This is a genomic window from Chitinophaga sp. 22620, from assembly GCF_052044405.1.
Taxonomy (GTDB): Bacteria; Bacteroidota; Bacteroidia; order Chitinophagales; family Chitinophagaceae; genus Chitinophaga.
Genome location: NZ_JBQEMV010000002.1, coordinates 266,651 through 288,978, shown reverse-complemented (window position 1 = coordinate 288,978; position 22,328 = coordinate 266,651). Strand labels below are relative to the sequence as shown.

21 protein-coding genes are annotated in these 22,328 nt (G+C 45.6%); 12 read left to right on the top strand and 9 right to left on the bottom strand.

Annotated elements, in window-relative coordinates; translation table 11 throughout:
• The first annotated feature begins 91 nt into the window (after nucleotides 1-91).
• Genes ACTJIK_RS10740 through ACTJIK_RS10730 form a run of 3 tightly spaced genes read left to right on the top strand, consistent with a single transcriptional unit; the run spans nucleotide 92 to nucleotide 2,613 of the window.
• Nucleotides 92-1,444, top strand: coding sequence for a hypothetical protein (locus ACTJIK_RS10740; protein ID WP_440646371.1), 1,353 nt, complete (start codon nucleotides 92-94; stop codon nucleotides 1,442-1,444).
• Nucleotides 1,445-1,491: 47 nt separating this feature from the next.
• Nucleotides 1,492-2,010, top strand: a complete 519-nt coding sequence (locus ACTJIK_RS10735) for an NUDIX domain-containing protein (RefSeq protein WP_440646370.1) — start codon at nucleotides 1,492-1,494, stop codon at nucleotides 2,008-2,010.
• Between the two features lie 24 nt (nucleotides 2,011-2,034).
• Entirely contained in the window at nucleotides 2,035-2,613 is a 579-nt protein-coding gene (locus ACTJIK_RS10730; protein ID WP_440646369.1) for a hypothetical protein, read from the top strand.
• Nucleotides 2,614-2,637: 24 nt separating this feature from the next.
• Here ACTJIK_RS10730 and ACTJIK_RS10725 read toward each other — a convergent pair whose 3' ends face one another.
• The 7 genes from ACTJIK_RS10725 to ACTJIK_RS10695 all read right to left on the bottom strand — a co-directional run bounded on the left by ACTJIK_RS10725 (nucleotide 2,638) and on the right by ACTJIK_RS10695 (nucleotide 12,177).
• Nucleotides 2,638-3,135, bottom strand: a complete 498-nt coding sequence (locus ACTJIK_RS10725) for an SRPBCC family protein (RefSeq protein WP_440646368.1) — start codon at nucleotides 3,133-3,135, stop codon at nucleotides 2,638-2,640.
• Between the two features lie 20 nt (nucleotides 3,136-3,155).
• Nucleotides 3,156-3,611, bottom strand: coding sequence for a DinB family protein (locus tag ACTJIK_RS10720; protein ID WP_440646367.1), 456 nt, complete (start codon nucleotides 3,609-3,611; stop codon nucleotides 3,156-3,158).
• 177 nt (nucleotides 3,612-3,788) lie between these two features.
• A complete protein-coding gene (locus ACTJIK_RS10715; RefSeq protein ID WP_440646366.1) occupies nucleotides 3,789-5,294 on the bottom strand; it encodes a TlpA family protein disulfide reductase in 1,506 nt (501 codons plus the stop codon).
• A 26-nt stretch (nucleotides 5,295-5,320) separates the two neighbouring features.
• Nucleotides 5,321-6,703, bottom strand: a complete 1,383-nt coding sequence (locus tag ACTJIK_RS10710) for a RagB/SusD family nutrient uptake outer membrane protein (RefSeq protein ID WP_440646365.1) — start codon at nucleotides 6,701-6,703, stop codon at nucleotides 5,321-5,323.
• A 9-nt stretch (nucleotides 6,704-6,712) separates the two neighbouring features.
• Complete coding sequence (locus ACTJIK_RS10705; RefSeq protein ID WP_440646364.1) at nucleotides 6,713-10,168, bottom strand: SusC/RagA family TonB-linked outer membrane protein; 3,456 nt, start codon at nucleotides 10,166-10,168, stop codon at nucleotides 6,713-6,715.
• Between the two features lie 248 nt (nucleotides 10,169-10,416).
• Nucleotides 10,417-11,520 (bottom strand): FecR family protein, encoded by a 1,104-nt coding sequence (locus tag ACTJIK_RS10700; RefSeq protein WP_440646363.1) that lies wholly within the window; start codon nucleotides 11,518-11,520, stop codon nucleotides 10,417-10,419.
• 69 nt (nucleotides 11,521-11,589) lie between these two features.
• Nucleotides 11,590-12,177 carry an RNA polymerase sigma factor gene (locus ACTJIK_RS10695; protein ID WP_440646362.1) on the bottom strand — a complete coding sequence of 196 codons (588 nt, stop codon included), beginning with the start codon at nucleotides 12,175-12,177 and terminating at the stop codon, nucleotides 11,590-11,592.
• A 131-nt stretch (nucleotides 12,178-12,308) separates the two neighbouring features.
• Between ACTJIK_RS10695 and ACTJIK_RS10690 the strand changes: the two genes are divergently transcribed.
• The 6 genes from ACTJIK_RS10690 to ACTJIK_RS10665 all read left to right on the top strand — a co-directional run bounded on the left by ACTJIK_RS10690 (nucleotide 12,309) and on the right by ACTJIK_RS10665 (nucleotide 17,294).
• Entirely contained in the window at nucleotides 12,309-13,727 is a 1,419-nt protein-coding gene (locus ACTJIK_RS10690; RefSeq protein ID WP_440646361.1) for a leucine-rich repeat domain-containing protein, read from the top strand.
• Nucleotides 13,728-13,894: 167 nt separating this feature from the next.
• A complete protein-coding gene (locus tag ACTJIK_RS10685; RefSeq protein WP_440646360.1) occupies nucleotides 13,895-14,305 on the top strand; it encodes a hypothetical protein in 411 nt (136 codons plus the stop codon).
• A complete protein-coding gene (locus ACTJIK_RS10680) occupies nucleotides 14,302-14,508 on the top strand; it encodes a helix-turn-helix transcriptional regulator (RefSeq protein WP_440646359.1) in 207 nt (68 codons plus the stop codon). Before ACTJIK_RS10685 ends, ACTJIK_RS10680 begins: the two co-directional genes overlap by 4 nt.
• Nucleotides 14,509-14,746: 238 nt before the next feature.
• Nucleotides 14,747-16,018, top strand: coding sequence for a hypothetical protein (locus ACTJIK_RS10675; RefSeq protein WP_440646358.1), 1,272 nt, complete (start codon nucleotides 14,747-14,749; stop codon nucleotides 16,016-16,018).
• A gap of 149 nt (nucleotides 16,019-16,167) precedes the next feature.
• Entirely contained in the window at nucleotides 16,168-16,530 is a 363-nt protein-coding gene (locus ACTJIK_RS10670) for a plasmid mobilization protein (RefSeq protein ID WP_440646357.1), read from the top strand.
• Nucleotides 16,527-17,294 carry a relaxase/mobilization nuclease domain-containing protein gene (locus ACTJIK_RS10665; protein ID WP_440646356.1) on the top strand — a complete coding sequence of 256 codons (768 nt, stop codon included), beginning with the start codon at nucleotides 16,527-16,529 and terminating at the stop codon, nucleotides 17,292-17,294. The genes ACTJIK_RS10670 and ACTJIK_RS10665 overlap by 4 nt, the downstream gene beginning before the upstream one ends.
• Nucleotides 17,295-17,460: 166 nt before the next feature.
• Here the strand turns inward: ACTJIK_RS10665 and ACTJIK_RS10660 are convergent, their stop codons facing one another.
• The gene (locus tag ACTJIK_RS10660; RefSeq protein ID WP_440646355.1) at nucleotides 17,461-17,685 is read right to left on the bottom strand and encodes a hypothetical protein; all 225 of its coding nucleotides are present in this window, start codon (nucleotides 17,683-17,685) and stop codon (nucleotides 17,461-17,463) included.
• A gap of 26 nt (nucleotides 17,686-17,711) precedes the next feature.
• Complete coding sequence (locus tag ACTJIK_RS10655; RefSeq protein WP_440646354.1) at nucleotides 17,712-17,936, bottom strand: hypothetical protein; 225 nt, start codon at nucleotides 17,934-17,936, stop codon at nucleotides 17,712-17,714.
• A gap of 420 nt (nucleotides 17,937-18,356) precedes the next feature.
• Between ACTJIK_RS10655 and ACTJIK_RS10650 the strand changes: the two genes are divergently transcribed.
• The 3 genes from ACTJIK_RS10650 to drt3b all read left to right on the top strand — a co-directional run bounded on the left by ACTJIK_RS10650 (nucleotide 18,357) and on the right by drt3b (nucleotide 22,185).
• A complete protein-coding gene (locus tag ACTJIK_RS10650) occupies nucleotides 18,357-18,608 on the top strand; it encodes a helix-turn-helix domain-containing protein (RefSeq protein ID WP_440646353.1) in 252 nt (83 codons plus the stop codon).
• Between the two features lie 141 nt (nucleotides 18,609-18,749).
• Nucleotides 18,750-20,111 (top strand): antiviral reverse transcriptase Drt3a, encoded by a 1,362-nt coding sequence (drt3a, locus tag ACTJIK_RS10645; protein WP_440646352.1) that lies wholly within the window; start codon nucleotides 18,750-18,752, stop codon nucleotides 20,109-20,111.
• 1 nt (nucleotide 20,112) lies between these two features.
• Complete coding sequence (gene drt3b, locus ACTJIK_RS10640; protein ID WP_440646351.1) at nucleotides 20,113-22,185, top strand: antiviral reverse transcriptase Drt3b; 2,073 nt, start codon at nucleotides 20,113-20,115, stop codon at nucleotides 22,183-22,185.
• Nucleotides 22,186-22,328: the final 143 nt, after the last annotated feature.

Here is a 22,328-nt window from a genome sequence, read left to right as displayed (position 1 = left end):
ATTGGTGAAAACTTTAACATTCCTACAATAAACTACCGTGTAAACTTTTCCCTCCTTTAGTCGTCTTATATAGGTAACAACAGCCTATTGTATGAGAATATTACATTCATTGCCAGCCGTTCTGTTCAGCCTGGCGCTGACAACGGGCGTACAGGCACAGGACGGGACGGGATTGCCCGGGGACAACTTCAGCCTTGAAGGCGCGCTGGAGATGTTCAAAAAGGCCGATAATCCCGGAGAATTCGAGAAAATGCTGAATACAAAAGAGAATGGCGTAAATAACCTGGATTTGAACAACGACGGGGATATCGATTATATCCGCGTTATCAATAAAAAAGACGGAGATGTGCAGCTTTTTGTATTGCAGGCCTTGGTATCGGCTTCAGAAAGCCAGGACGTTGCCGTGATAGAACTGGAGAAGACCGGAGATAACCGCGCGGTGATACAGATCGTGGGGGATGAGGACATTTACGGCGTATCGAAGATCGTGGAGCCTTCGCTCGAAGATGAAACCGCTTTTAATGGCGAAACTTTTGATGACGTAGCCTTCGCCGGCAATGCGCACGGGCCTAATGCCGCTTTTGCACCTTCAGGATTGGTGGTGAATGTGTGGTTCTGGCCATCGGTGCGTTTTGTGTTTGCACCGTATTACACCGTTTGGGTATCTCCCTGGAGGTGGTATCATTATCCCGTGTGGTGGGATCCCTGGAGGCCGCTTGCATGGCACGTTTACGAGCCGATCTGCTACCGTTACCGCCCGAGGTATGTAGTTGTGCACACGCACCGCGTAGTGCGGGCGCCGCGCATCTACCGCCCGATGCGGGTAACATCTGCGAGTGTATATAGCAGGAACCGCGTGGTGGTAAATAACTACCGCACCAACTACCGCAGCACCCGCCCCCGCCAGTTCGACCGTACGAGCATGAACCGCAGCACACCGCGCCAGTTTGACCGCAATACGAACGTGGACAGGACTACACCGTCACGCCAGTACGACCGTAATACGAACGTGGACCGAACTTCGCCTTCACGCCAGTACGACCGCAATACGAATGTGGACAGAACTTCGCCTTCCCGCCAGTTCGACCGCAATACGAACGTAGACAGGACTACACCTTCACGCCAGTACGACCGTAATACGAATGTGGACAGAACTTCGCCTTCAAGGCAGTTCGACCGCAATACGAATGCCGACAGGACTACGCCCTCGCGCCAGTTCGACCGCGGCAGCTCTCCGCAGCGACAGTACGACCGCTCAACGGCTCCCGCGCCAAGGCGTGAGATCAACCGGAGCGCAGCTTCAGAAAGGCCCCAGCGCCAGTTCGACCGCAGTTCAAGCATCAGCAGGCCGCAGGGAGGACAAATAAACCGCAGCGCGCGTCCGGCAAGCGCACCGCAAAGGAGCGTACAACACAGCCGGGCTCCGCGGGGCGGCAGATCATAATTAAGCTTAAATTGATTTTAATGCCGGTAAAGGGAACACATCATTTGATGTTGTTCCCTTTTTTTGCGGGCGGCTTCCGGTACCAAAATTGTTATCTTCCTGTTATGAAAAAAAGTGCGGGTATACTGCTGTACCGGGTCAAAAACGGGATACCTGAAGTTATGCTTGTTCATCCCGGCGGCCCTTTCTGGAAAAATAAGGACGCCGGCGCCTGGTCTATTCCCAAAGGAGAGTTTTCAGCGGAAGAGGATCCGCTGGAAGCTGCCCTGCGCGAGCTTCAGGAAGAAACAGGCATCCCGGTAAAGAAAGGGAAATGCATCCCGCTTACCCCGGTGAAACAAAAAAGCGGCAAACTGGTGCTGGCCTGGGCCATGAAAGGAGATCTCGATGTAACGATGATCAACAGCAATACATTTGAGCTGGAATGGCCGCCTAAATCGGGCAAAAAACAAATGGTCCCGGAAGTGGATAAAGCAGAATGGTTCACCCTGCCCGAAGCCCGGGAAAAGATCAACCCGGCGCAGGCAGCGCTGCTGGATGAGCTGGCTGAAAACCCGGATTTTTAACTTAAATTCCCACAAAAAAAAACGATGACGGGTAATGTACTTTCCAGGTTCACTCTTTTCCTGTTCCTGATCTTTGCCACCAATACTTACGGCCAAACGCCTGTCGTAACGGATGTGACCAACCAGTTGCTGACCTGGGTGAAACACCTGGACGGCGATCTCAATAAATATTACACCCACGAAAAAAGCGCGCAGCTAAAAGAAAGCCTTGCGTTCCTGAAACAGGACCTTGGCGACTACATGAAAGCCAGGAAGAGGCTGTCCGACAGCTTGTTCCGGAACAACGCCGCACCCGGGAAAAAAGACCCGGAAAACCTGGAAGCCCTCAAATTGAAGATGAACGAAGTGATGCGACGCATGCGCGAGGTGACGGATCTGACAAATGAAGAGCTCAGGAAAGAGGGCGACAAGCTAAACGACGCGATATACAACACGCTATATACACAGCCCAACCAGTACTTATCGCACCTGGAGGTTTTCCTGGCCGGTTTTGAGGTTACCAAAAAAGACCTGGCCCTCGACGGCAGCACGTGTTATACCCGCTTACAAACCTGCATCAATCTCATCACCGGGCTGGAAGGAAAGATCGACAGAAAAAAATAAGGGAAGCCTGACTCAGCAAAACTATCATACGCGGTGCTGGTTTGGCCAGGGCAGTCCTTTCCCTGTTTCACACAGCAATTTCAGGCTCCACAGGAACCGGCCCCAGGTAAAGTTGCATTCAGCGTACATCGGGGTATAGTCTTTCCAATTTTCGTGGTGGAAGATCAGCAGTGTCAGGTTTTCGCCGCTCTTCAGCTGTTCTGCCTGTCCCCGCATTTCAGGATGAGCGTATAGCAGCGATCCCTTGTTGCCCGGCTCCAGGCTGAAGGAAAGCGTGGTGCCTATCCACTCCTGGTCTCCTTTCAGGCAGATCCATTTCACCAGTTCAGATGGCTTTAGTCCGGCGATCTTCATTTCCTTGTAATAATCAGGGCCGAAAGGAAAACGTGCTATGCTGTTCAGCTCCGGCCTGGCCGTTGCACCCGGCGTCCACCAGGCAGACAGGCCTTCCTGGCTGGTGACGGCATGGAAGATTTTTTCGGGAGAAGCGGCTATGATGAGCTGGTGACGGATGTCTGGCATTTGTGATGGTTTTAATTAACTTATGCCTGGAACTGCCTTAAGTGGTGATCCATATGTTTATAAGCCAAGATACCAATTTCTTCCCTGGTCATTTTTCCAAAAAAATCATGCGTAAAGCCGTGATTGGAAAAATCAGCGTAAGCGGCTATCAGATCGGCCCATTCTTTCTTTTGCGCTTCTATACCGTCATCTTTTTCTTTATTAATAAAACGGCCTCCAGCGGGCATATTCTTTTTCATCGGGCTGTTATCCTTTACCATACCTCTAAGCGCCATTTTGCCAAAAACAACTCCTAAAAAAGACTGTTTGGTGATGAGGCCGTTCTTTCCCAATATCCATTGATTCCAGAAAATAGAATGGCCCATCATCTGGTAGATATTCATTTTGCCCCATTGGCGCTGGTTACTCTCGCTCAGCGAATTGATCCGGCTGATCAATGTAGTCCTGACTGATTCGTCGAAAATTGTTGTTAACATGCTGGTGGCTTTTTAGATGAATTGAAAAACATTATTGATGCAGGTGTTCGTCAAAACAAATTTCAGCCGGAATAAGTTAAATATATGGGTGATGTTTTGTCAACTTAAGGGGGGAATAAGGCCAGGTAAAAAAAGAGCTGGCCTGGTATGGACCAACTCTTTTATATAGATCACCGCTCATTTTAAGGGTCGTTCCAAAGCCCGTCTTATCAAGGCTGTCAGTTTTTCCTGCCCTCCCTCAAAGGCAGGATTGGGCGGATCCGCAGCAAATACTTTCCCGTCTTTCCCCACCAGCAGAAGATGCGGGTAAGTGCTGCCTGGCACATATTTGCGAATAAAAGGACTGTGGGAACCGGTGCCTCCCGTATAGAGATAAACAGTAGTGGGCGTTGTATAATGCGTATAAGCGCGTTTCCCTGCCACAATTTTTTTGTCGGGGTCGATGCTTTGCAGCCATAGATCGCGATGCCGGTCGATGGACAAGCTGACGAACACCACGCTGTCGTTGCTCCTGAAAGCTTCTTCAACGGCAGGAAGCGTATTGGCAACCGCCACACATCCGGAACAACCGGTAAACCACATATCCAGCAACACCACTTTTCCCCTGAAATCGCTCAGGCGTACTGTTTTATCATCCTTGTCCCTGAAAGCGAAATCGATCATCTCGCTGCCTGTAGCATACGTTTCTTTCATCTCCCCGATCCTTTTTCTGTAAACAGGCGTTTTTACCCTGGCTTCCATGAAATCCAGCGTTTCATCCGAGAGCTTGCTAAAGGCAATATCCATTTCCATTATCAACATCAGCACCTTTTCCTGCAGTATGCCGTGCAACCTGTTGGCGGCATATTCATACAAGTTCCGCTCTGCTACAGCGCCGTTCAGCTTCGCATACTCATAGTCTATCGATAGCTTACGCCTGACAAAACCAGGATAGCCGGACCAACGCACCAACGCAGCATTGGAAGTATCGATGTGCATATCGCGGACATATTGCTCGTAGAAATGTTTTTGCTCCTGCGAGCGCGGAGCGTTACGGGAATCAACCCTTCCGGCCTTCATCAGGTAATAGAACCCATAGCTACCGCGGATATCGGCATCAAAAATAATCCAGGCTTCCCGGCTTAGCCGCCTGCGGAAAGATTCCAGCAGCGCGTTCTTCAACCGCTGCCCGTCTTCTATATAACGGTCATGATCGAATTTATCGCCGGCCGCCCGGTAGGATGGCTTCATATTGTCATATAGCCCATGCAGGAAGATCTGCGATTGCCTGTAGTCCCATTTAGCCGAGCCTTTCCCCGAAAAAATGAGATTACCTTTCCTGCCGGTCACCCTGATGCTGTCGCCAGGCTCCAGCAAAAGGAACTGGAGCTGGCCTTCCGACTGCAATATATTGTTTACCGGGTGACGCTGCGGATTAATGTAAATATCGGCATGAACGGGATGTTCAATGCCGGGTACAGTAAAAGAAAAACGCCCGTTCCGTGTAACGGTGATCTCGTTCTTCAGCGGCGAAAACTCGGCGTCGCCGTCATGGCTGAATTCTCCGCGTATAATGAGCTGTATCGTGTCGGAGGCATGCCCTGTCTGAATTTCCCCGCTGATAACAACGTCGGGGTGCTTTTGTGCGTTGGCGGATGATATGAGCAAGGCAAGCCCGCCCAGGAGCATCAATATAAATCTCATGGCAAGTAGATTGAAAAGTGATTGTTTTAGCGTGGATTTTGTTCTATCCCGCTGTTTTCCGTTTCCTGTTCCGGTATGGGAAAGGTATAGCGCTGATCACCCGGCGAAAGGGTAACAAGCTTTCCATTGCGCAACCGTTGCAGGGTAACCGCGAACCGCGGATCGCGGTTCAGCCGGCGAAGGTCCAGCCAGCGAATGCAACGGCCGATGAGTTCCTTTTTTCTTTCGGTCAGTACCTTGCGCAATGCATCTTCTGCGTCCGTGGCCGTTTGGGGCACGAATGAACTCTTATCATACCGTTTCACCAGCAGCACATTGAGCGTATCCATGGCTGCAGCAACGTTCCCGGCGCGGGCCAGGCATTCCGCTTTTATAAGATACATTTCGTCCGTACAAGGGCCGCCATGCCTGGAGCGCCCACCGTCATACCCTCCCTTAAAAAAATGGTATCCTTTCCGCGGGTGAAAGAAAATGGATTTCCGCAGGTCGTTATCCGCATATGTATTGTAAAAGGCTGTGTCCACATAAGTGTCCCTGTCAACATTAAAGGAAAAGCCGGAAGCGGTGCCGAAGAGGATAATTTCGGGATTGCGCGAAGGATCCGTAAGAGGGGACTCGAACGGCTGCTCCGTCACCCTGTCTACCGTATTGTAATCGATCAGCGTCCGTTGCAGGCGCAGGCAGGCTTCCGCATACTTTTCCGCATTGGCGTAATCCTGCATGGAAAGACATACGCGGCTTAGCATGGCAAATACAGCCGCGCGGCCGGGCCTGTACAAATTGAGGCCGCGATCCGGCAGCAAAGTCTCTGCCGCCGCCAGTTCCCGGATGACGAATTCATACACCCTGTCAAGCGTGCCTCTTTGCACGATCCCGTTCACATCTGCAGAGGTCCGCAGCGGCACACCAGGCATGGAAGATGCCGTAGCCTTGTCGTAAGGCTGACAGAAATATTCCGCCAGCTGGTATACGTTGATGGCCCGGTAGAACATGGCCGTTCCTTTTGCAATATTCCAGGCAAGCTGTTGCTCCGCCGCGGGCCGGATCTTCTCCAGGCCCTCCAGTGCGATGTTTGCATAGAAAATGGATTCATACCGTTGATTCCAATCCCATATATCACGCCATCCCGCATACATATCCTTCTCCCAGGTATAGGTGTTGTTCTCCACGCCAAGCAGCACAGGCATATCGCTGTCAAAGCGGAAATACTCATCGGATGCAATACCCGCCAGTCCACCGGAAGCGGTAAAGGCGATGTTCGTATTGTCCAGCAGCGCCTGGAAGTCCTCGATCCTTTCCGGCACCACCTGTGCCTTATCCGGTTTAACTTCCAGGAATCCCTTTCCACAACCTAAGGATGTTAATATTATGATCGTTAATATCGCAATTATGATCTTGCTTCTCATCATTATCAATTTTTAAAAGTCAGCTTTTAACCCAAATGCCATAGTACGCGCAACCGGGCGTGTGTAGATATCCAGGGCATCCGGATCCATTCCCCACCTGTTCGCTTTCCAGAGCAGCCCCACGTTGTTGAGGTACATATAAACCTGTATCCTGCGGACCGGCAGCTGCTTCCAGGCATCACGCGTAAGCTCGTACGACGCGGTTACGTCCTGCAGGCGGATATGATCTCCCCGGTCTACCACAGCAGGTGTTCTCAGGAAAAATTCATCCCGCCTTGCCACCACGCCGGCCGGCTCAGATGGAATGTCTGTGAAGGCTTCGTCGCCGGGCTTCTGCCAGCGGCGGTAATAATCGCCATGTATGCCCTTGCCGCTCAGCAGGTCTCCATAGTTCACTGATTCTTTCCTGACGTAATAACCAAGGCGGTAGCTGATGTTGGCGGACAGGGAAATGCCCTTCCAGGAGAACGTGTTACGCAGTCCGCCATAGATCACCGGCCGGCCGGGGCCGTGATATACCAGGTCTTCCACCGTGGTATTCGTATAAATAGCCTGGTAATCGTTGGAAACCTCTTTCCCGTTGTAGCCCAATGGATCACCGGTAGAAGGATCCAGTCCGGCCCAGGGATAAGAATATATGCCGGATAATGGTTTGCCGGGATTCGGGCTGGAGCTTGGAAGGGAAAGCAGGTTATAAACCGTTGGTTTTATATCATAACCAGTTACTTTCGACCGCAGTGCGGTGAAAAGGAAAACTGTATTCCATTGGAATGCGCCTGTCAGGTTGCGGGACTGAAGGTTCAGCTCAACGCCCTTTGTGAGGGTGCTTCCGAAGTTTCCTTTGAACGAGGTGCGGCCGGTTTGGGGGGCAAGCTCTGTAGATCCGATCAGGTCGATGCCGCTTTTGCGGTAAACCTCGATGGACCCCGAGATCCGTTGCCCGGATGTCTCAAAGTCGATCCCCAGGTTGGTAATCCCTATCTTTTCCCAACGCAATTTCGGGTTAGGGGGATTGACCACCATAGCAAAGGGAAGGGATACTCCATTATCAGCCGAATAATACGCCGTTGTATAAGCAGACAGGGATTTGTCTACATTCCCGGCATAACCATAGCTCGTCCGTATTTTGAGCACCGGCAACCAGTTAAGACGGTAAAAATCCGCAGCGTGTACATTCCATGCGGCGCCGGCGGACCAGAGCGGAACAGATTTCTGGTTGGTCTCCACCCCAAAAAGATTGCTCTGATCGATCCGCGCGCTGCCATACAGTATATAACGCCCTGCCCAGGCATAAGAGAAATTAGTGTAATAAGAACGGAAACGGTCAGTAAGATCACTTTCAGATTCTCTGCGGGGTATCAGGAAAGTACCAGAGGTAGAATTATGGTAATAGCGGTAATAAGTGGTATAGCTCACCGGTTTACTCGTGCCCAATGCTTCACTGTACCCGAAAGAGCGACTGGTGTTGCCGAGCGTGCCCTGGTCACGTACTTCCCAGCCGGCGATAGCGCTTACTACATGCTTCGACCATGTTTTGCTAAAGCTCAGCTGTGTGCGGAGGCTGTGTGTATTGACCGCGGTATTGCCAATGTCCAGAATGCCGCCAAGGGGAATAGGTCTCGTAACCACCCCGGCGTCGTTTATGCTGGAGAACTTATTGATAAGATCCCGTACGTAATAATTTTGCTCACTTTGAATGTTGCGGTAGGCAGACGTTCCGCCATTATACTGGTACAGCGCTTCAGCGCTCAGCCAGGGCAGCGCGCGGTATTTGACGCCGGCATTGACCCTGTAATCCGTCTGGCGGGTGGTGTTGCTTCCGTACTGCAGTTCGTCGAGCGGGCGATACTTCCAGTCCAGCAGCTTGCCCCTGCCTGCCGTGTCCAGGTAGCTTCCGCGGTAATATTTGTTCACCGCAAGCGCCCGCCCGTTTTCGTCTGCCAGCTGCGCATAGGGATAAAGCCGTTGGCTGGACACAGCGTCTATCTCTGTTATCATCGGTTCTTTTAAAGCAGATTTGCTCATGGTAAAATAGATGCCGGTATTGACCTCCAGCTTCTGTTTAAGCAGCGAATACGTATTATTGGCGTTGATGGTGATGCGGTCGTAGCCGTTACCCGGTTTTGCGTTCAGGTTATGGTCATACCCGGCGGAAACATAGTACCGCTGCCCTTCAGAACCGCCGCTGACGTTGAGCGAGTACTGCTGGTTCACCGGGTTCTGAAGAAAATACTTTTCAAAATCCTTCCGCACATCATACGCCTTTAACGCCTCTATCTGCCGGTCAGCTTCCGCGCCATCCACCAAACCCTCCCGCTTGCGGATCAGCAGCTCCACCACTGGCGTAAGCGGCGACCTGTTGGCATTGTTCTCCAGCGAATTGTAGAATCCTTTCGTGAAAAGGGTCTTCTCCATCTCTATATAATCTGCGGAACTGATCTTGGGAAGATAGTAGAGATCTGTTTTTTCCCCGACCGTTACATTGGAATTAAAAGAAACGGAAGGCCGTTGCCCGTACTTCCCTTTTTTTGTGACGATCACGATGACGCCATTCCCCGCCCTGGCTCCCCAGATAGAAGCCGCCGCGGCATCTTTGAGCACCGATATGGATTCCACATCATTCGGATTGATATTATTCAAATCTCCTTCATAGGGAAAATTATCGATCACGATCAGGGGATCGGTACGTGTGCTGAGCACGCTTTGACCGCGGATGAAGATATTCGTTTTATTACGTGGGGAAGCCACCGCATTATTATCAAAGATCAACCCCGGCACAACATCCCGCAACCGGCCCAGCACATCCGTCGTCACCGAGCGATCGAACAACTCCTGGTTCATCTGGAAATAAGAGCCGGTGGAACGTTCCTTCGAAACAGTCTCATAGCCGGTGCTGATGACAGATACCTGCGTCAGCTTGTTTTCTGCCAGCTTCAGCACGATATCGACCTGCGCATTCTTACCCACAGCAGCTTCCTGCCTTTCAAAACCGATGGACGTGAATACCAGCGTGGCATTGTCGGGCACATCAGGCAGATCGTATTCACCTTCGGCATTCGTCTGTACCCCTCTTCCCCGGCCTTTTACCTGAACGGATACGCCCGGGATTGGATTTCCTTTTACATCGGTCACTTTTCCTTTTACATGAATGGGCGGGAGGAGAGGCTGACGTTTAATACTACGGACAATAAATACGGTATTGCCTTCTATTGTGTAGCTCAGCGGTTGATGCTGTAAAAGGGTATCCAGCGCCGCATTCAGCGGCATATCTTTCAATACCGCCGTAACGGGGGATATACCGGCCAGATCATTCTTTTTGAAGAAGAAAGCATAACCCGTCTGTTTCCTGATAGATTGAAAAACCTGCTGTAGAGAAGCGGAACGTGCCTCGATGGTCACTTTCTGCCCATACCCTACCGCATGTACCTGCATGAAGGCCGCTAACAGTAAAAAAACAGTAATTCTCATGACCCTTCTGATTTTGATTGATACCGGAAGGAGCTTTCCCTTCCGTTTCCACAGGCATAGGATGCCAGGCTGGTGTTGTAACCAGGCAATAAAATTCATACATTTGATTTTGGGTGACTAATTGATTTTCATTCACATGACGATTAATGACGATCCCCGCGCCTGTGATGGTCGCACATCACAGCTCAGGGTCCCGGTCGTACGGCCGGGATTTTTCCTTTCTTAGTGCATAAACTACCAGGTTTAGATTAAGGAATTATCAGTATCCTTTTACCGGATTCGATCTCAAAACGCACACCAGTACGCGAAAGTCCCTTCAGCACCTGCGATAAGGTCAGCGAACGGCCTATCTCTCCCGAGAAGAGCACATCGTCCGCCACCCGCCCGCGAAATTCAACTTCCACGTTATACCATCTTGCCAGCTGGCGCATCACCTCCGGCAGGCCGGCATCATTGAAGGAGAAATATCCATCCTTCCATGCCACAGCGGCATACACATCCGCTTCCCGCGTAGTGACCCTGCCATTGGGATAAAGTATGCCTTCCTCTCCTGGCAACAGCTGCTTTCCGTTCAAACTGATACGGCCCTCCAGCAGCGATGTGCGCAGCACAGGTTCATCCCTGTAGGCATTGACATTAAAATGCGTGCCTGTTACTTCTATGGCCGCGCGGTCCCTGATCTTCACCAGGAACTTCTTCGCTTGCCTGGCCACTTCAAAATATACTTCCCCTTCCATTTCCACCTGCCGCTCAGCGCCGGTGAAGCTTGTAGGATAACGAAGGGATGAGCCCGCATTCAGCCAGGCTTTTGTGCCATCAGGAAGCACGATCCGGTAATTACCTCCGTTTGCCGTGGTAAGCGTATTGTAGGCCACTAACTGCGCGTCGCTGTCATATTGCAGTTCTCCGCCGCGGCTGAAGATACCGGGCTGTATTTGCTGGTTGCCGGCACTGTCAAGCCTCACTACAGAGCCATCTCCAAGCGTAAGAACGGCCCTGCTTGAACCCGGCTGTACGTCATGCTGCGGGGCCTGTGTTACCGGTGAGCGGACCGGGTACATATATATATAACCCGCTACCGCCATTAATATGCAGGCAGCCGCGGCCGCCATCCACCTGTATAGCGTACGCTTTTTTGAAACCGGTCGCAGTATACCGCTCAGCACCGGTTGCCAGCGGGCCTCATCTATCCAGGGGAGCGGCTCGGTATGCCGAAGCTCTTCGGTCAGATACTCCGGCAGATCGTCGCCGTCATACGTATCCAGCAATCCAAACAGCTCCAGGCGTTCCGCTTCCGTTGCCTTTCCGGCATCATATTGCGCAAACAGGTATTTGATTCTGTTCAGTGTCATCAAGGAGAGGTTATATAAGCTTGAAACGAACGGGCAAAACAAATGGACTATCCGACCTTCAGAAAAAATTTAAAAGCCTTTCCAGAGCAGCAGGACGATCAGCATAGAAATGCCTTGCCCCTGCAGGTATTCGCGGATCGAACGGAAAGCGGATACAAGCTGGTTGCGGACGGTGTTTGGTGATATTTGCAATTGCGCGGCGATCTCCTCATAGGTCAGTCCTTCCTGCCGCAGCAGGTAGATTGTTTTACGCTGCGGGGGCAGTTGCTCCAGCGCTTTCTCCAGCGCCAGTTTTGTTTCGCGGTAATACAGGTGCTGCTCGATGTGTGCGGGCGCCTGCCAGGCTGAATTCTTCAGCGTGTCCAGGAAATCCTGGTTCCGGGCCTGTTTTCGAAGATGATCAAGCGTAAGATTAACGGCAATGCGGTAAAGGTAGCCGTCGGGCGAATGCATCACCGCGATCTGCTCGCGGGAGGCCCAGAGTTTCAGGAATGTTTCCTGAATGATCTCCTCTGCGGCGGAATCGGATTTTACTTTACGTAATACAAAAGGATAGATCCTGCGGTTGTAATGGTAAAAGAGCACGGTGAAGGCGGCTTCGTCACCAGCTGCCAGGCGTCGCCAAATTTCAGGTTCGTTATGCAATCTTTCTTCCATACGCCGCGCTCCTGGTCGGATCAGGTTGGTAATGCGCTAAAAATAGCAATTTATTTTCTGGCGGGGTAATGATTTTTTACGCCTGCATGTTTACGATTTTATCCTATTTTAGGATTCAAAACCCCGGACCCATGATCGGAAACACGCTTGCCGCAATAAAGGCCCTGCTTGCAAATGAATACCCAGAGCTGAATGCGTCTCTTAACCCGCCCGCCACGGAGGCAGACATCACCCGGTTCGAAACCGCCACCGGCCTCGCCTTACCGGACGAGCTAAAACAGTTGTACCGCCTGCACAACGGCGAGTCGGGCCATGCAGGCCTGTTTTTCGGATTGCCATTCATCAGCATCGATGAGGCGCTGGCAGAATGGAAAACCTGGGAAAGCCTCGCCGGTTCCACGGCGTCGCTTGATCCGGGCATCACTTCCGTTCCTGCCAATCATATTAAAGAACAATATGTCAATACCCGTTACCTTCCCATCAGTAAAGATTACGGCGGAAACAATATCGGGATAGACCTCGATCCCGGCCCGGATGGCGTGAGCGGGCAGGTGATCAATTTCGGAAGGGATGAAGACACGCGGTTTGTGATCGCACCCAGCCTTGCGGGGTTCATGGAATTCATCCTGCACCATGTTAAAAACGGCAACTACAGATTCGAAATAAACGGGGATGAAGAAGATGAGGAACCCCGTAGCTTTTTGTTGAAAGAGCCCGTCAATAGTCATTTTCTTGATGCTTTAAAAAGCCTTCAGCTCCCCTTCGGCAGCAAACCGCCTGCGGCAGCCGCGGACGAAGAAGACTACGGCGCATGGTTCGCTGCGCTGGATGCCACCTGGCAGGAGGTTGTCGGCGCCGGTCAAAGTTTTGCCGCGCTGGCCGGTATCAAAAACATTAACCTGATCAGAAAGAACATCACGAACCTGCAACCCCTGGGGCGCTTCACCGGCCTGCGGGAATTGTTGCTGAGCGGCAACCCGGTAGAGGATATTTCACCACTTGCTTCGCTGCAGTCGCTGAACAAACTTTATATCGCCAAAACCAATGTGCGCGATCTTTCACCGCTTGCCCAGCTCAAAGAACTGAAGCAGCTGTCGGTGTCCGACACGCCCGTCGCTTCGCTGGAGGCGCTGCAGCAACTCCCGAAGCTCAAAACACTGAGTATAGAAAAAACGGCGGTGGCGGATCTGTCGCAGGTTGCCGCCCTCCGCCAGCTTACCGAGCTTGATATCAGTGGAAAACAATTCCCTTCCTTCACGGAACTGGGCAAGCTGAAAAATCTCGTGCATCTGAACCTCAGCGATACCAATGTAACGGATATCACTTTTCTCGCCGGTCTTACCAAACTGTCGCAGCTGGAGCTTTACGGAACGCCGGTCACTGATTTTTCTCCCCTGCTGCAGATGGATAAGCTGGCTTACCTCACGTTAAGCATGCAGGATTTAAAGCAGATCCTGGAGAGGTTGCGGCCCGGTATTGGTATTACCATTTGTGGGGAAACGACGGAAGAAGATGATGCGATGGTGTTGAATTATCTTAGAAGAAAATAAGCGGTTTTTCCTGCAGCAAGAAAGAGAGAAAATGTTGAGCCAGAAGTTATGTCATTTGCTAACTATACTACCAATCCACCTGAAAGACATTACATTCTAAATAAGTATAATAAATTTGTCAAAATGTAACCTATACATTACATTTGGTAATGTAAAAATTACATTTTATGACGCAAAATCCTTTTCCATATTCACACTGGGCTAAAATACTGGGGATACTGATAATTGCTGCCGGCATTATTAGCTTTTTCCTTCAACACCATAAAAAGGGCGTTTTTGATTTCAATGAATTAGCAGCAGGATTAAGTTGGGGGCTTGTCTTTATCTTCTTTTCCAAAGAAAAAACGGACGATGAAATGATACGAAGCCTGAAATTTAAAGCGTTAGCGAGGGCAATAATTGTCGCATTTCCCATTACCCATCTTTACAATTATCTTTTTCTTAATTGGCGTTTAAAACGAGAGCATGATATCATCCTTTCTATTTCTGCTTATCAGTTTTTAGCATTAACATTAATGATCGCTACGGCCTACTTCTATTACCTGAAGCATCAGGAAACCTTAAATGGAGAGGAATGAAAAATCTTATAAAGGTGGAGCGGGCAAGACAAAATTTAACACAAGCAGAATTAGCCGAAAAAGTGAAAGTCGCCAGGCAAACTATCATTTCAATTGAAGCAGGCAGATTTGTTCCTTCTACGATATTAGCTTTTAAGATCGCCAAAATATTGCATTGCAAAGTTGACGAGATTTTTGAAATTGAAGACCAGGATTGGGAGTAAGTTCCCCTGGAGTGACTTCTGCATGCAATAATTCTAAATAGAAAAAGGCTTCAAAACTGAAGCCTTTAATCTTGTAGCGAGATCGGGAGATTGTTTGAACACCTGGTGGAGCTGGCGGATAGCCTTTTCCCAATTATTAATGATTTTGAAAAGAAAAAGGATAAATTAGAGGCAAATAAAGCAACTGATTAGTAAATGCCCCAATACCATACAACTGCCTCATAAACTTACATTCCAAATGACACCCACACAATTAATTGAGTATATTAAAAAAACCTTTCGCCTTGAAATAGAATCACAAGACGATAACAGTGTGATTTTCAATTATCACGAATACAAGCTTGAATTAGACACAAATGAAATAGCACGCTTACTTTCGGAACTTCAAGATTCGTACAATCAAGAAGAAACAGAGCTTTATAATGAACAATATTATGAGGTTTTAATATTTGAATCCAGCAGACAATATATAAGAAAAGATAAACTAAACACTCTGACGGATCAAGTTAATGGGCTTACCTACTCCCAAGGAGAGCCCTCAAACTTATTTGTATTATATACATTGAAGAAAATAATTACATCATCCACTGCAGTACCTAGAAGAGTTTTTGATGTTTTGAGGTATCGAAGGCTGAGAAGCATGCGAAATTATGAGGGTCAGCAAGAGCTTTTTACTGTTCCAATATTTGAATTTCTTAAAACAAGTCTCCGAGATTTGAATACAATTATCCTTACTTCGACAAAAAGTATTAGCAAAACCATCTTTGAAAATTATACATATTCATACATCTTCTCGTTAAGTTATAATTTAAGTTATACAATTTATCCTGTTAAAACATTTGATGAATTCCTTTCCCCATTAAGGGTTGAAAGTATCAGACGAAATGGACTAGACAGTATTGAACCTCCAAAGAGATCATATATTAATGATTTAATACTTCACTATCAAAAAGCATTAAGTTCCGAGAGTTTAGACAATCAATTTTTGTCGTTTTATCATATCATTGAACATTTCTTTGAAAAGATTTACCATGAAGACCTCCAATTAAAAGTCCGTAACGAATTAACTAAGCCTGGCTTTTCATATAAGAAAAAATCAGATATCGAATCTCTCATCAAGGTAATTCAAAACAGGACCAAAATTCAGCGCGAAGAATTTCAAATTAATGAACTTGAGGCACTGGAGCTTACACTCAAGAAATATATAATTGATATTGATGAAATAAAATCCGAATTAAATGAAATTCAAGGAAATTTATCTGATTATTATAAAGCAAATGAAGTTCCATTCTCTAGGGGCAACCAGGTAAATTTTGATCTATCACCCGATGAGATATTCAAAGCGTTATCTAAAAGAATTTATTATACGAGGAACGCTATCGTGCATAGTAAAGAAACCGATAAAAAGAAATATACGCCATTTAAGGATGACAAATATCTTTTGCCAGAAATTTACCTAATGAGATTATTAACAGAGCGAATCATAATTGACAATTCGAAGGAGATTTGAAATAGGTTATTATTTTCGATAAGAAGAAAATAATTTCTGAGAAATGGATGGAGCCAGCTATGTTTTGACTTCGTCAAAACTGGCTGGCTCCCCTCATGCCTGCGGCATTTGGGGAGGGGAAATTGAGAGTTTGATTTAAAAAGCAGCTTATGTTAGTGAAGAGAAACAGAGGAGGAAGACCGCGTAAGCAGGATAAGAAGACAGAGCAGCTGGCGGTTATGTGTACGAAAACCGACCGCTTTGTTATCCGGACAATGGCCCGAACGGCAGGTCTGACGGTATCAGAATATTTACTCAAGGCCGGGCTTGGCATGCAGGTGGTCCGGGCGAAAATTCCCAAAGAGGCTTTAGCTTTTACCGGTAGGATAAACCACTCAGCCGGGCTATTAAACCAGATCGCCAGGAAACAAAACTTCGGGCTTTCCCTGAGTGAAGTTGACAAATTGTTGCTGGCAGGAACCCTTCAGGAACTCCAAAATCTTTCCGCCCAGATTAAAACCTACCTCCAATGATCGGTAAAATCATTATCGGGAAAGGTTTCAAAGGGTGCATTTCATACTGCCTTAACCCGAAGAAAGGGGAAGGTGAAAGGGCGGACGTGCTTCATTACAATAACTGCTATGGCAGCAAGGCCGAACTGATCCGGCAGTTTGAAGAAGTCCGTGGCCTGAATCCGAAGCTGGGTAAACCAGTAATGCATGTTATTCTGAGCCTTTCTCCAGAGGATAAACCTTCACCCGGCAGCATGGAAAGCATTGCTCAGAACTGCGCCGAAGATTTGGGATTTTCTGACTGCCAATACCTGGTGGTATCTCATAATGACACCCGGCACCAGCACATTCATATTATTGTCAACCGGGTGCGGTATGATGGGAAAACGCTTTCTGATAGCAATAATTATAAAAAGATCGCTCAGTTTTGCCGGAAGGCGGAGCTGCGGTTCAAGCTAAAAAAAGTGCTGATGCCCCGGCGTTTTCTTCCTCCGATTATTCAGCGATTACCGCGAAAGGATACCCGGAAAGAGAACCTCAAGACGGATATCAAAGCCGCTTTAGTGAAAGCCGAGGACTTTACCGCTTTCCTTTCATTGATGGAAAATAAAGGCTACAAGGTGGAGAAGAGCCGGGGTATCGCGTTCATTGATGCTAAAAATGTCCGGATAAAAGGTAGTGAGGTTGGGTATTCGCTTTCCACCATTCAGCAGACACTTGAACGAATACACCGCAAGCAACGGATTATGCAGCCTGTATCACGTAGTAGGGGTATGCGAATGTAAACCGGGGAAGGGGCTAATGCCGCCCCTTCCCCCTCCCCCTTCCCGGCAGGGGTTTCCAAACAAATTTCATGGGTGCGGGTGGGGGGAAAAGAAGAACCCCGAGCCTTGACAGGCCCGGGGATTTCATGATTGGATCTTTGAACTTGTAACCGTTTCCTATGAAGAGCTATTTATAAATCGTGTCCATGAGCGCACCCAGCAGTTCCACTACAAACATTTTATTTGTCCGCTCTTTCTTATCCCACATGTCCGCATGGTCGCTTCCCATTGCCGCGATCAGCAATTCCCATAATTCAGCATTTACCTGCTTAGCCTCCGGGTAAGCCTCTTTTAAATCCCGAAAGGCTTCATGTCCCGTTAATTCCTTGGCTGTCTTTTCCTTTGCGCTCATGGATACTATTTTTAGGGCCAAATAGATTATCTACAAGTTTCGAGAGCTTTTAATAAAATGGCCTTCTTGACCTCGGCAATTTCCTCGGCTTCCTGCCGCTTCAGATGGGAGTTACGCCGTATCCTGTACAGGTAACCGTAATCGCTCCATTGCGTCTTTTGGCAGACGGTTTCCCGGAATTCCCTGGCTAGGTTAACCATTAGTTGATGGGCTTCGCAAAGCGGGTTGGGCGTGATTATACTTCTTCTCATATGCTCTATTTTAAAAAGTGAATAATAGAACGGTGCGCTTGCAGGGAGAAGAGGGCTAACAAAAAAGAAGCGCGGCACTCAACTCACCGCCGGGAAGCCCCTTGGAAAGGCTATGGACAGGCAAGAAGAGCCCGCGCTTTAACGCGAGCTTTCTCCTTTTCCTCTCATCCATATTAAACTTTCCAAGGTTTTCCCGGTGAGATTCAAAGAAGCGAGCTTCAAATATTTTCTGAAGTCGCTAAAATACGATTTTCACGGCAGTAGCAATGTGTCAGGAATACTGCATCTTGATTCCTACAGGATCAAATATACAATACAAAAATCAAAAAGCTATTAATTAGATCATATTTTTTAAATACTATTAATTAATATGTTTTATATAAACGTAATTTTATAGGTGGATTTTGTTTTACTTTAGGTATGGCACGTAGGAAAACACAGAAGGAAATAGACCCTGAATTTGAGCTTTTCAAGAAGAACGTTGGAGAGCGCATGAAAGAATTGCGCTTAAAGCGCGGCTATAATAGCTATGAGCAATTCGCTTTTGACCATGATATTGGGCGTGCTCAATATGGGAAATATGAACGAGGAAGCGAGGACCTAAGACTAAGTAGTTTGTATAAAGTTCTTAAGGAATTAAATATATCGTTTTCTGATTTTTTTAAGTTTTAGAATAGCCTATCACTGATATATCAAAAATTTATTACCTTGGAATTCTATATCCCTTATTAAGCAGAGAGAGTTAATTCCCCACTCCAAGCAAATGCCCAAGCCTTTAATGGATATTATACCTATCTAAAATAATTGCATAACATGTTGGATCAATCTTTTTCTGCTGAGAACTTTAGAAGTATTCTTGATTATGAAAATAGAAAAGGAAAAGACATCGGAAGTTTATTCTTCCCAGCTGTTGCTACAATAATTCAAAGCATCAAACAAATTAATGGTCAAATACGAGACGCAAAAAAGCGCCTTCCAGAGGCGCAGTATTATGAAGAGAAGAAAAATCTTTCACACAATAAAGATGTTTTAATCGCCCAAAAAGATGAATTACTGTCAATTGAACTACAAAAAATAAGTGACATAATTCTCAGCAAAAAATTCAAGATCGAAATACTAAAGAACGATTCAATAGGATCGAAACCGGTATATACAATAGCCAATAATCCAGAAATCTTTTTTGCTTTAAAACAAACTCAGTACAATTTTAGGAAACTGTATAAAGTTAAACAGGCAAATAGATATTTAATAATCAGCCAACTTAAAACCCTTCTTAATGATGGTTTCCCAAAGCTAATTCTCCGAACTGATATCAAAGATTTCTATGAACGAATACCTCATGCTAGACTACTTGAAAAGTTAAACGAAGAAAATCTTTTATCATTTTACTCAAAACGCGTCATCGCAAAAATCCTCAGTGACTATAAGGTTAAATCGGGTAATAATGTTGGATTACCGAGGGGAATTGGCATTAGCGCCTATCTTGTAGAATTATACATGCGTGACTTCGACAATGAAATTAAAGAGCTTCCCAATATCATTTACTATAGCAGGTACGTTGATGATATCGTTATTGTATTTGCGCCTAGTATAACACGGGAAAAAAAAGACTTTAAACTAATAATTGAAGAGATTGCCGCCAAATATAGTTTGGATCTTAATCCAAATAAAACACAACTAATCGACAATAGGGACAAACATAAGCAGCAAGAGCATACTTTGGAATACCTTGGATACCAGATGACATTTGGATTTGATAAAGGGAAAGGAATATCACTAAGAATTAAGCTTACTTCAAAAAAGAAATTCAAGTACTTAAAGAGGATCGCAGATTCATTTCAGAATTATGCCAATCTCAGAAAAGTAAATGAAAAAAAAGCGAGAAAAATTATTGTTAAAAGATTACGGTTTTTGACCGGAAATACTCGGTTGATAAATAACAAGAGAAATGTTATAATCGGAATCTACTTCTCAAATAGCTTTCTCACAGATTTAGATGACCTCAAAACTTTGGATTGGTACTTAAGGCTACGAACAGAAAGTGATGATCTTCCTGAGAAATTAAAAATAAGGATTTCAAATTTTTCATTTGAAAAAGGTTTTATTTCTCGGACATTTTCGCGCTTTACGACGATGGAATTATCAGCCATAATGAAAATTTGGAAAAATCATTAATATGGGAAAGAAAAAGATACCTATTAAATATAAAAAAGAGCGAGTAGTAATTGCAGATATACTTCCTTACGAAATTCCCGTCACTTTTTCGAATCGTCATTTTTATGATTTCTTGGTTAGGTACAAGGTTGAAATTGATAATGGCGGTATCAAATGGAAAAAGAATTCTCCCGCAATAGAGAACATAATTCAGTTGCTATTTGGCATTAATAAAAATAAACCGATCGTCAATAATTCCATCAAAAATATAAGCTCCCCAACTATACCCTTTAATTACAAGATTTCTCATAAGGAAAATGATTTTAGGACTCTAACTATAATTCATCCTAAAAGCCAGGTTGCAATGGTAGAGTTCTACGAGAAATATAAGGAAATGATCCTTCATTATTGCAACAACAGCCCTTTCTCCATCAGAAGAGCACACAAAGTAGCCAAGTTCAAATATTTTAAGGACAAGACCCACATTAATTCTCTAGCTCAAGATCAAGAATTTGAATCTTTTGAAGAACATGATAAGGAATATGAACATCTCAAAACTTATTTTGTCTACAAGAACTATGGCAATATTCACAAGTTCTATGAATCGTATAAATACCACAGGTGCGAAAAAAAATACAATAAACTGCTCAAATTTGATATATCGAAGTGTTTCGATAGCATTTATACACATTCAATTACCTGGGCATTAATCAATAAAGATATTACTAAACTCCATTTGTCAGAATCTGATAAGACTTTCGGAGGTGAGTTTGATGCTCTAATGCAAAAATTAAATTATAATGAAACTAATGGTATTGTAATAGGTCCGGAATTTTCTAGAATTTTTGCCGAATTAATTCTCCAGCGTATTGACAACAATGTATTCCTTAATCTAAAGAAAAAGGGATTATATCATAAAAAGGATTATGAGGTATTCAGATATGTGGATGATTTCTTCGTCTTCTATAATAATGAAGTTACAAAAGAGGAAATTCTGAAAACGTTTAGATTGGAACTAAAGGAATACAAATTCTACTTGAATGACGCAAAAAATCTACTTTATGAAAAACCTATAATAACTGAGATTACAATTGCTAAACAAAAGATCACCGAAGCAATTAAGAATAATCTAATTTTTAAGATCGAAGAAAATAATACTGAGCCTCATCCTGATGGAATTCCCAAAGACGCTCCAATTCCACCAGATAAGGAACAAATTCTCTACGGTTCAATTTATGTTAGCTCCAACAAACTTATAACTAAAATCAAGACCATTATAAAAGAAACTAAAGTAGAATATAAGGACATTCTTAACTATACGCTTTCATTAATTGACAGACATGTTGCAAAAATCATCAAAGACTATAAATCAATAACCAAGAAAAAGAATAATGAAAAAGAGCTTGTAAAAGCGCTTTTAGAGATACTAGATGTTACTTTTTTTCTTTACGCTGTATCTCCAAGAGTGAATACCACTATAAAGCTATCCAGAATACTGAGAAGAATAACCGAATTCTTAACAGTTAAAAATGTAAAAAACCTAGATTTCAAGCATTTAGTATTTAAAAAGATATACGACAATGTTTATTTTATTCTTCATAAGAATAAAACCGTTGAACATACTCAGGTTGAAACTCTATATTTACTAATAACTCTGAGTGAATTGGGAAAGGAATATTGGCTTAACGAAGACGTACTATGTTCGTACTTTAATATAGAAAAAGCCCATGGGAAATATCAGATAAATGGAAATCTTAACTATTTCTCAATAACAGTACTCTTATTCTATATGAAAGACAAGAAAAGATATGCTGACTTAAAGAAAACGTTGCTTTTTCATGTCTATCTTAAGTTTAACAGTTTCGTTAATGATAATATTGGAGATCGAACTGAATTAACATTATTACTATTCGATTTAATCGTTTGTCCTTATTTAGAATTAGATTATAGAAAAAAAATCCTTAATTTGTACGGCATCACCGATGGTAATCTAAAAGATGAAATTATCAAAGAGCGGAAGTTTTGGTTCACGAAATGGTCTAATTTTAACCTCGGTAAAGAACTGGATGCAAAACAAAGTCAAGAAGTTTATTAAAATATTATGCTCCGTCTAATTTAACGCCTGAAAAGGCCACACACAAGCATAAGTCTGCTTTTCATATACATTGAAAGGTAGACATCAAAGCAGCAGGGACGGGCTGCTTTTTCTTTTTATACCTTTTTTAACAAATTCTAACA

Excerpts from the sequence above, each read along its gene's own strand:
- ACTJIK_RS10740 (WP_440646371.1), top strand. The coding sequence starts at position 92 with ATGAGAATATTACATTCATTGCCAGCCGTTCTGTTCAGCCTGGCGCTG.
- ACTJIK_RS10735 (WP_440646370.1), top strand. The coding sequence starts at position 1,492 with ATGTTGTTCCCTTTTTTTGCGGGCGGCTTCCGGTACCAAAATTGTTAT.
- ACTJIK_RS10730 (WP_440646369.1), top strand. The coding sequence starts at position 2,035 with ATGACGGGTAATGTACTTTCCAGGTTCACTCTTTTCCTGTTCCTGATC.
- ACTJIK_RS10725 (WP_440646368.1), bottom strand. The coding sequence starts at position 3,135 with ATGCCAGACATCCGTCACCAGCTCATCATAGCCGCTTCTCCCGAAAAA.
- ACTJIK_RS10720 (WP_440646367.1), bottom strand. The coding sequence starts at position 3,611 with ATGTTAACAACAATTTTCGACGAATCAGTCAGGACTACATTGATCAGC.
- ACTJIK_RS10715 (WP_440646366.1), bottom strand. The coding sequence starts at position 5,294 with ATGAGATTTATATTGATGCTCCTGGGCGGGCTTGCCTTGCTCATATCA.
- ACTJIK_RS10710 (WP_440646365.1), bottom strand. The coding sequence starts at position 6,703 with ATGATGAGAAGCAAGATCATAATTGCGATATTAACGATCATAATATTA.
- ACTJIK_RS10705 (WP_440646364.1), bottom strand. The coding sequence starts at position 10,168 with ATGAGAATTACTGTTTTTTTACTGTTAGCGGCCTTCATGCAGGTACAT.
- ACTJIK_RS10700 (WP_440646363.1), bottom strand. The coding sequence starts at position 11,520 with ATGACACTGAACAGAATCAAATACCTGTTTGCGCAATATGATGCCGGA.
- ACTJIK_RS10695 (WP_440646362.1), bottom strand. The coding sequence starts at position 12,177 with ATGGAAGAAAGATTGCATAACGAACCTGAAATTTGGCGACGCCTGGCA.
- ACTJIK_RS10690 (WP_440646361.1), top strand. The coding sequence starts at position 12,309 with ATGATCGGAAACACGCTTGCCGCAATAAAGGCCCTGCTTGCAAATGAA.
- ACTJIK_RS10685 (WP_440646360.1), top strand. The coding sequence starts at position 13,895 with ATGACGCAAAATCCTTTTCCATATTCACACTGGGCTAAAATACTGGGG.
- ACTJIK_RS10680 (WP_440646359.1), top strand. The coding sequence starts at position 14,302 with ATGAAAAATCTTATAAAGGTGGAGCGGGCAAGACAAAATTTAACACAA.
- ACTJIK_RS10675 (WP_440646358.1), top strand. The coding sequence starts at position 14,747 with ATGACACCCACACAATTAATTGAGTATATTAAAAAAACCTTTCGCCTT.
- ACTJIK_RS10670 (WP_440646357.1), top strand. The coding sequence starts at position 16,168 with ATGTTAGTGAAGAGAAACAGAGGAGGAAGACCGCGTAAGCAGGATAAG.
- ACTJIK_RS10665 (WP_440646356.1), top strand. The coding sequence starts at position 16,527 with ATGATCGGTAAAATCATTATCGGGAAAGGTTTCAAAGGGTGCATTTCA.
- ACTJIK_RS10660 (WP_440646355.1), bottom strand. The coding sequence starts at position 17,685 with ATGAGCGCAAAGGAAAAGACAGCCAAGGAATTAACGGGACATGAAGCC.
- ACTJIK_RS10655 (WP_440646354.1), bottom strand. The coding sequence starts at position 17,936 with ATGAGAAGAAGTATAATCACGCCCAACCCGCTTTGCGAAGCCCATCAA.
- ACTJIK_RS10650 (WP_440646353.1), top strand. The coding sequence starts at position 18,357 with ATGGCACGTAGGAAAACACAGAAGGAAATAGACCCTGAATTTGAGCTT.
- drt3a (WP_440646352.1), top strand. The coding sequence starts at position 18,750 with ATGTTGGATCAATCTTTTTCTGCTGAGAACTTTAGAAGTATTCTTGAT.
- drt3b (WP_440646351.1), top strand. The coding sequence starts at position 20,113 with ATGGGAAAGAAAAAGATACCTATTAAATATAAAAAAGAGCGAGTAGTA.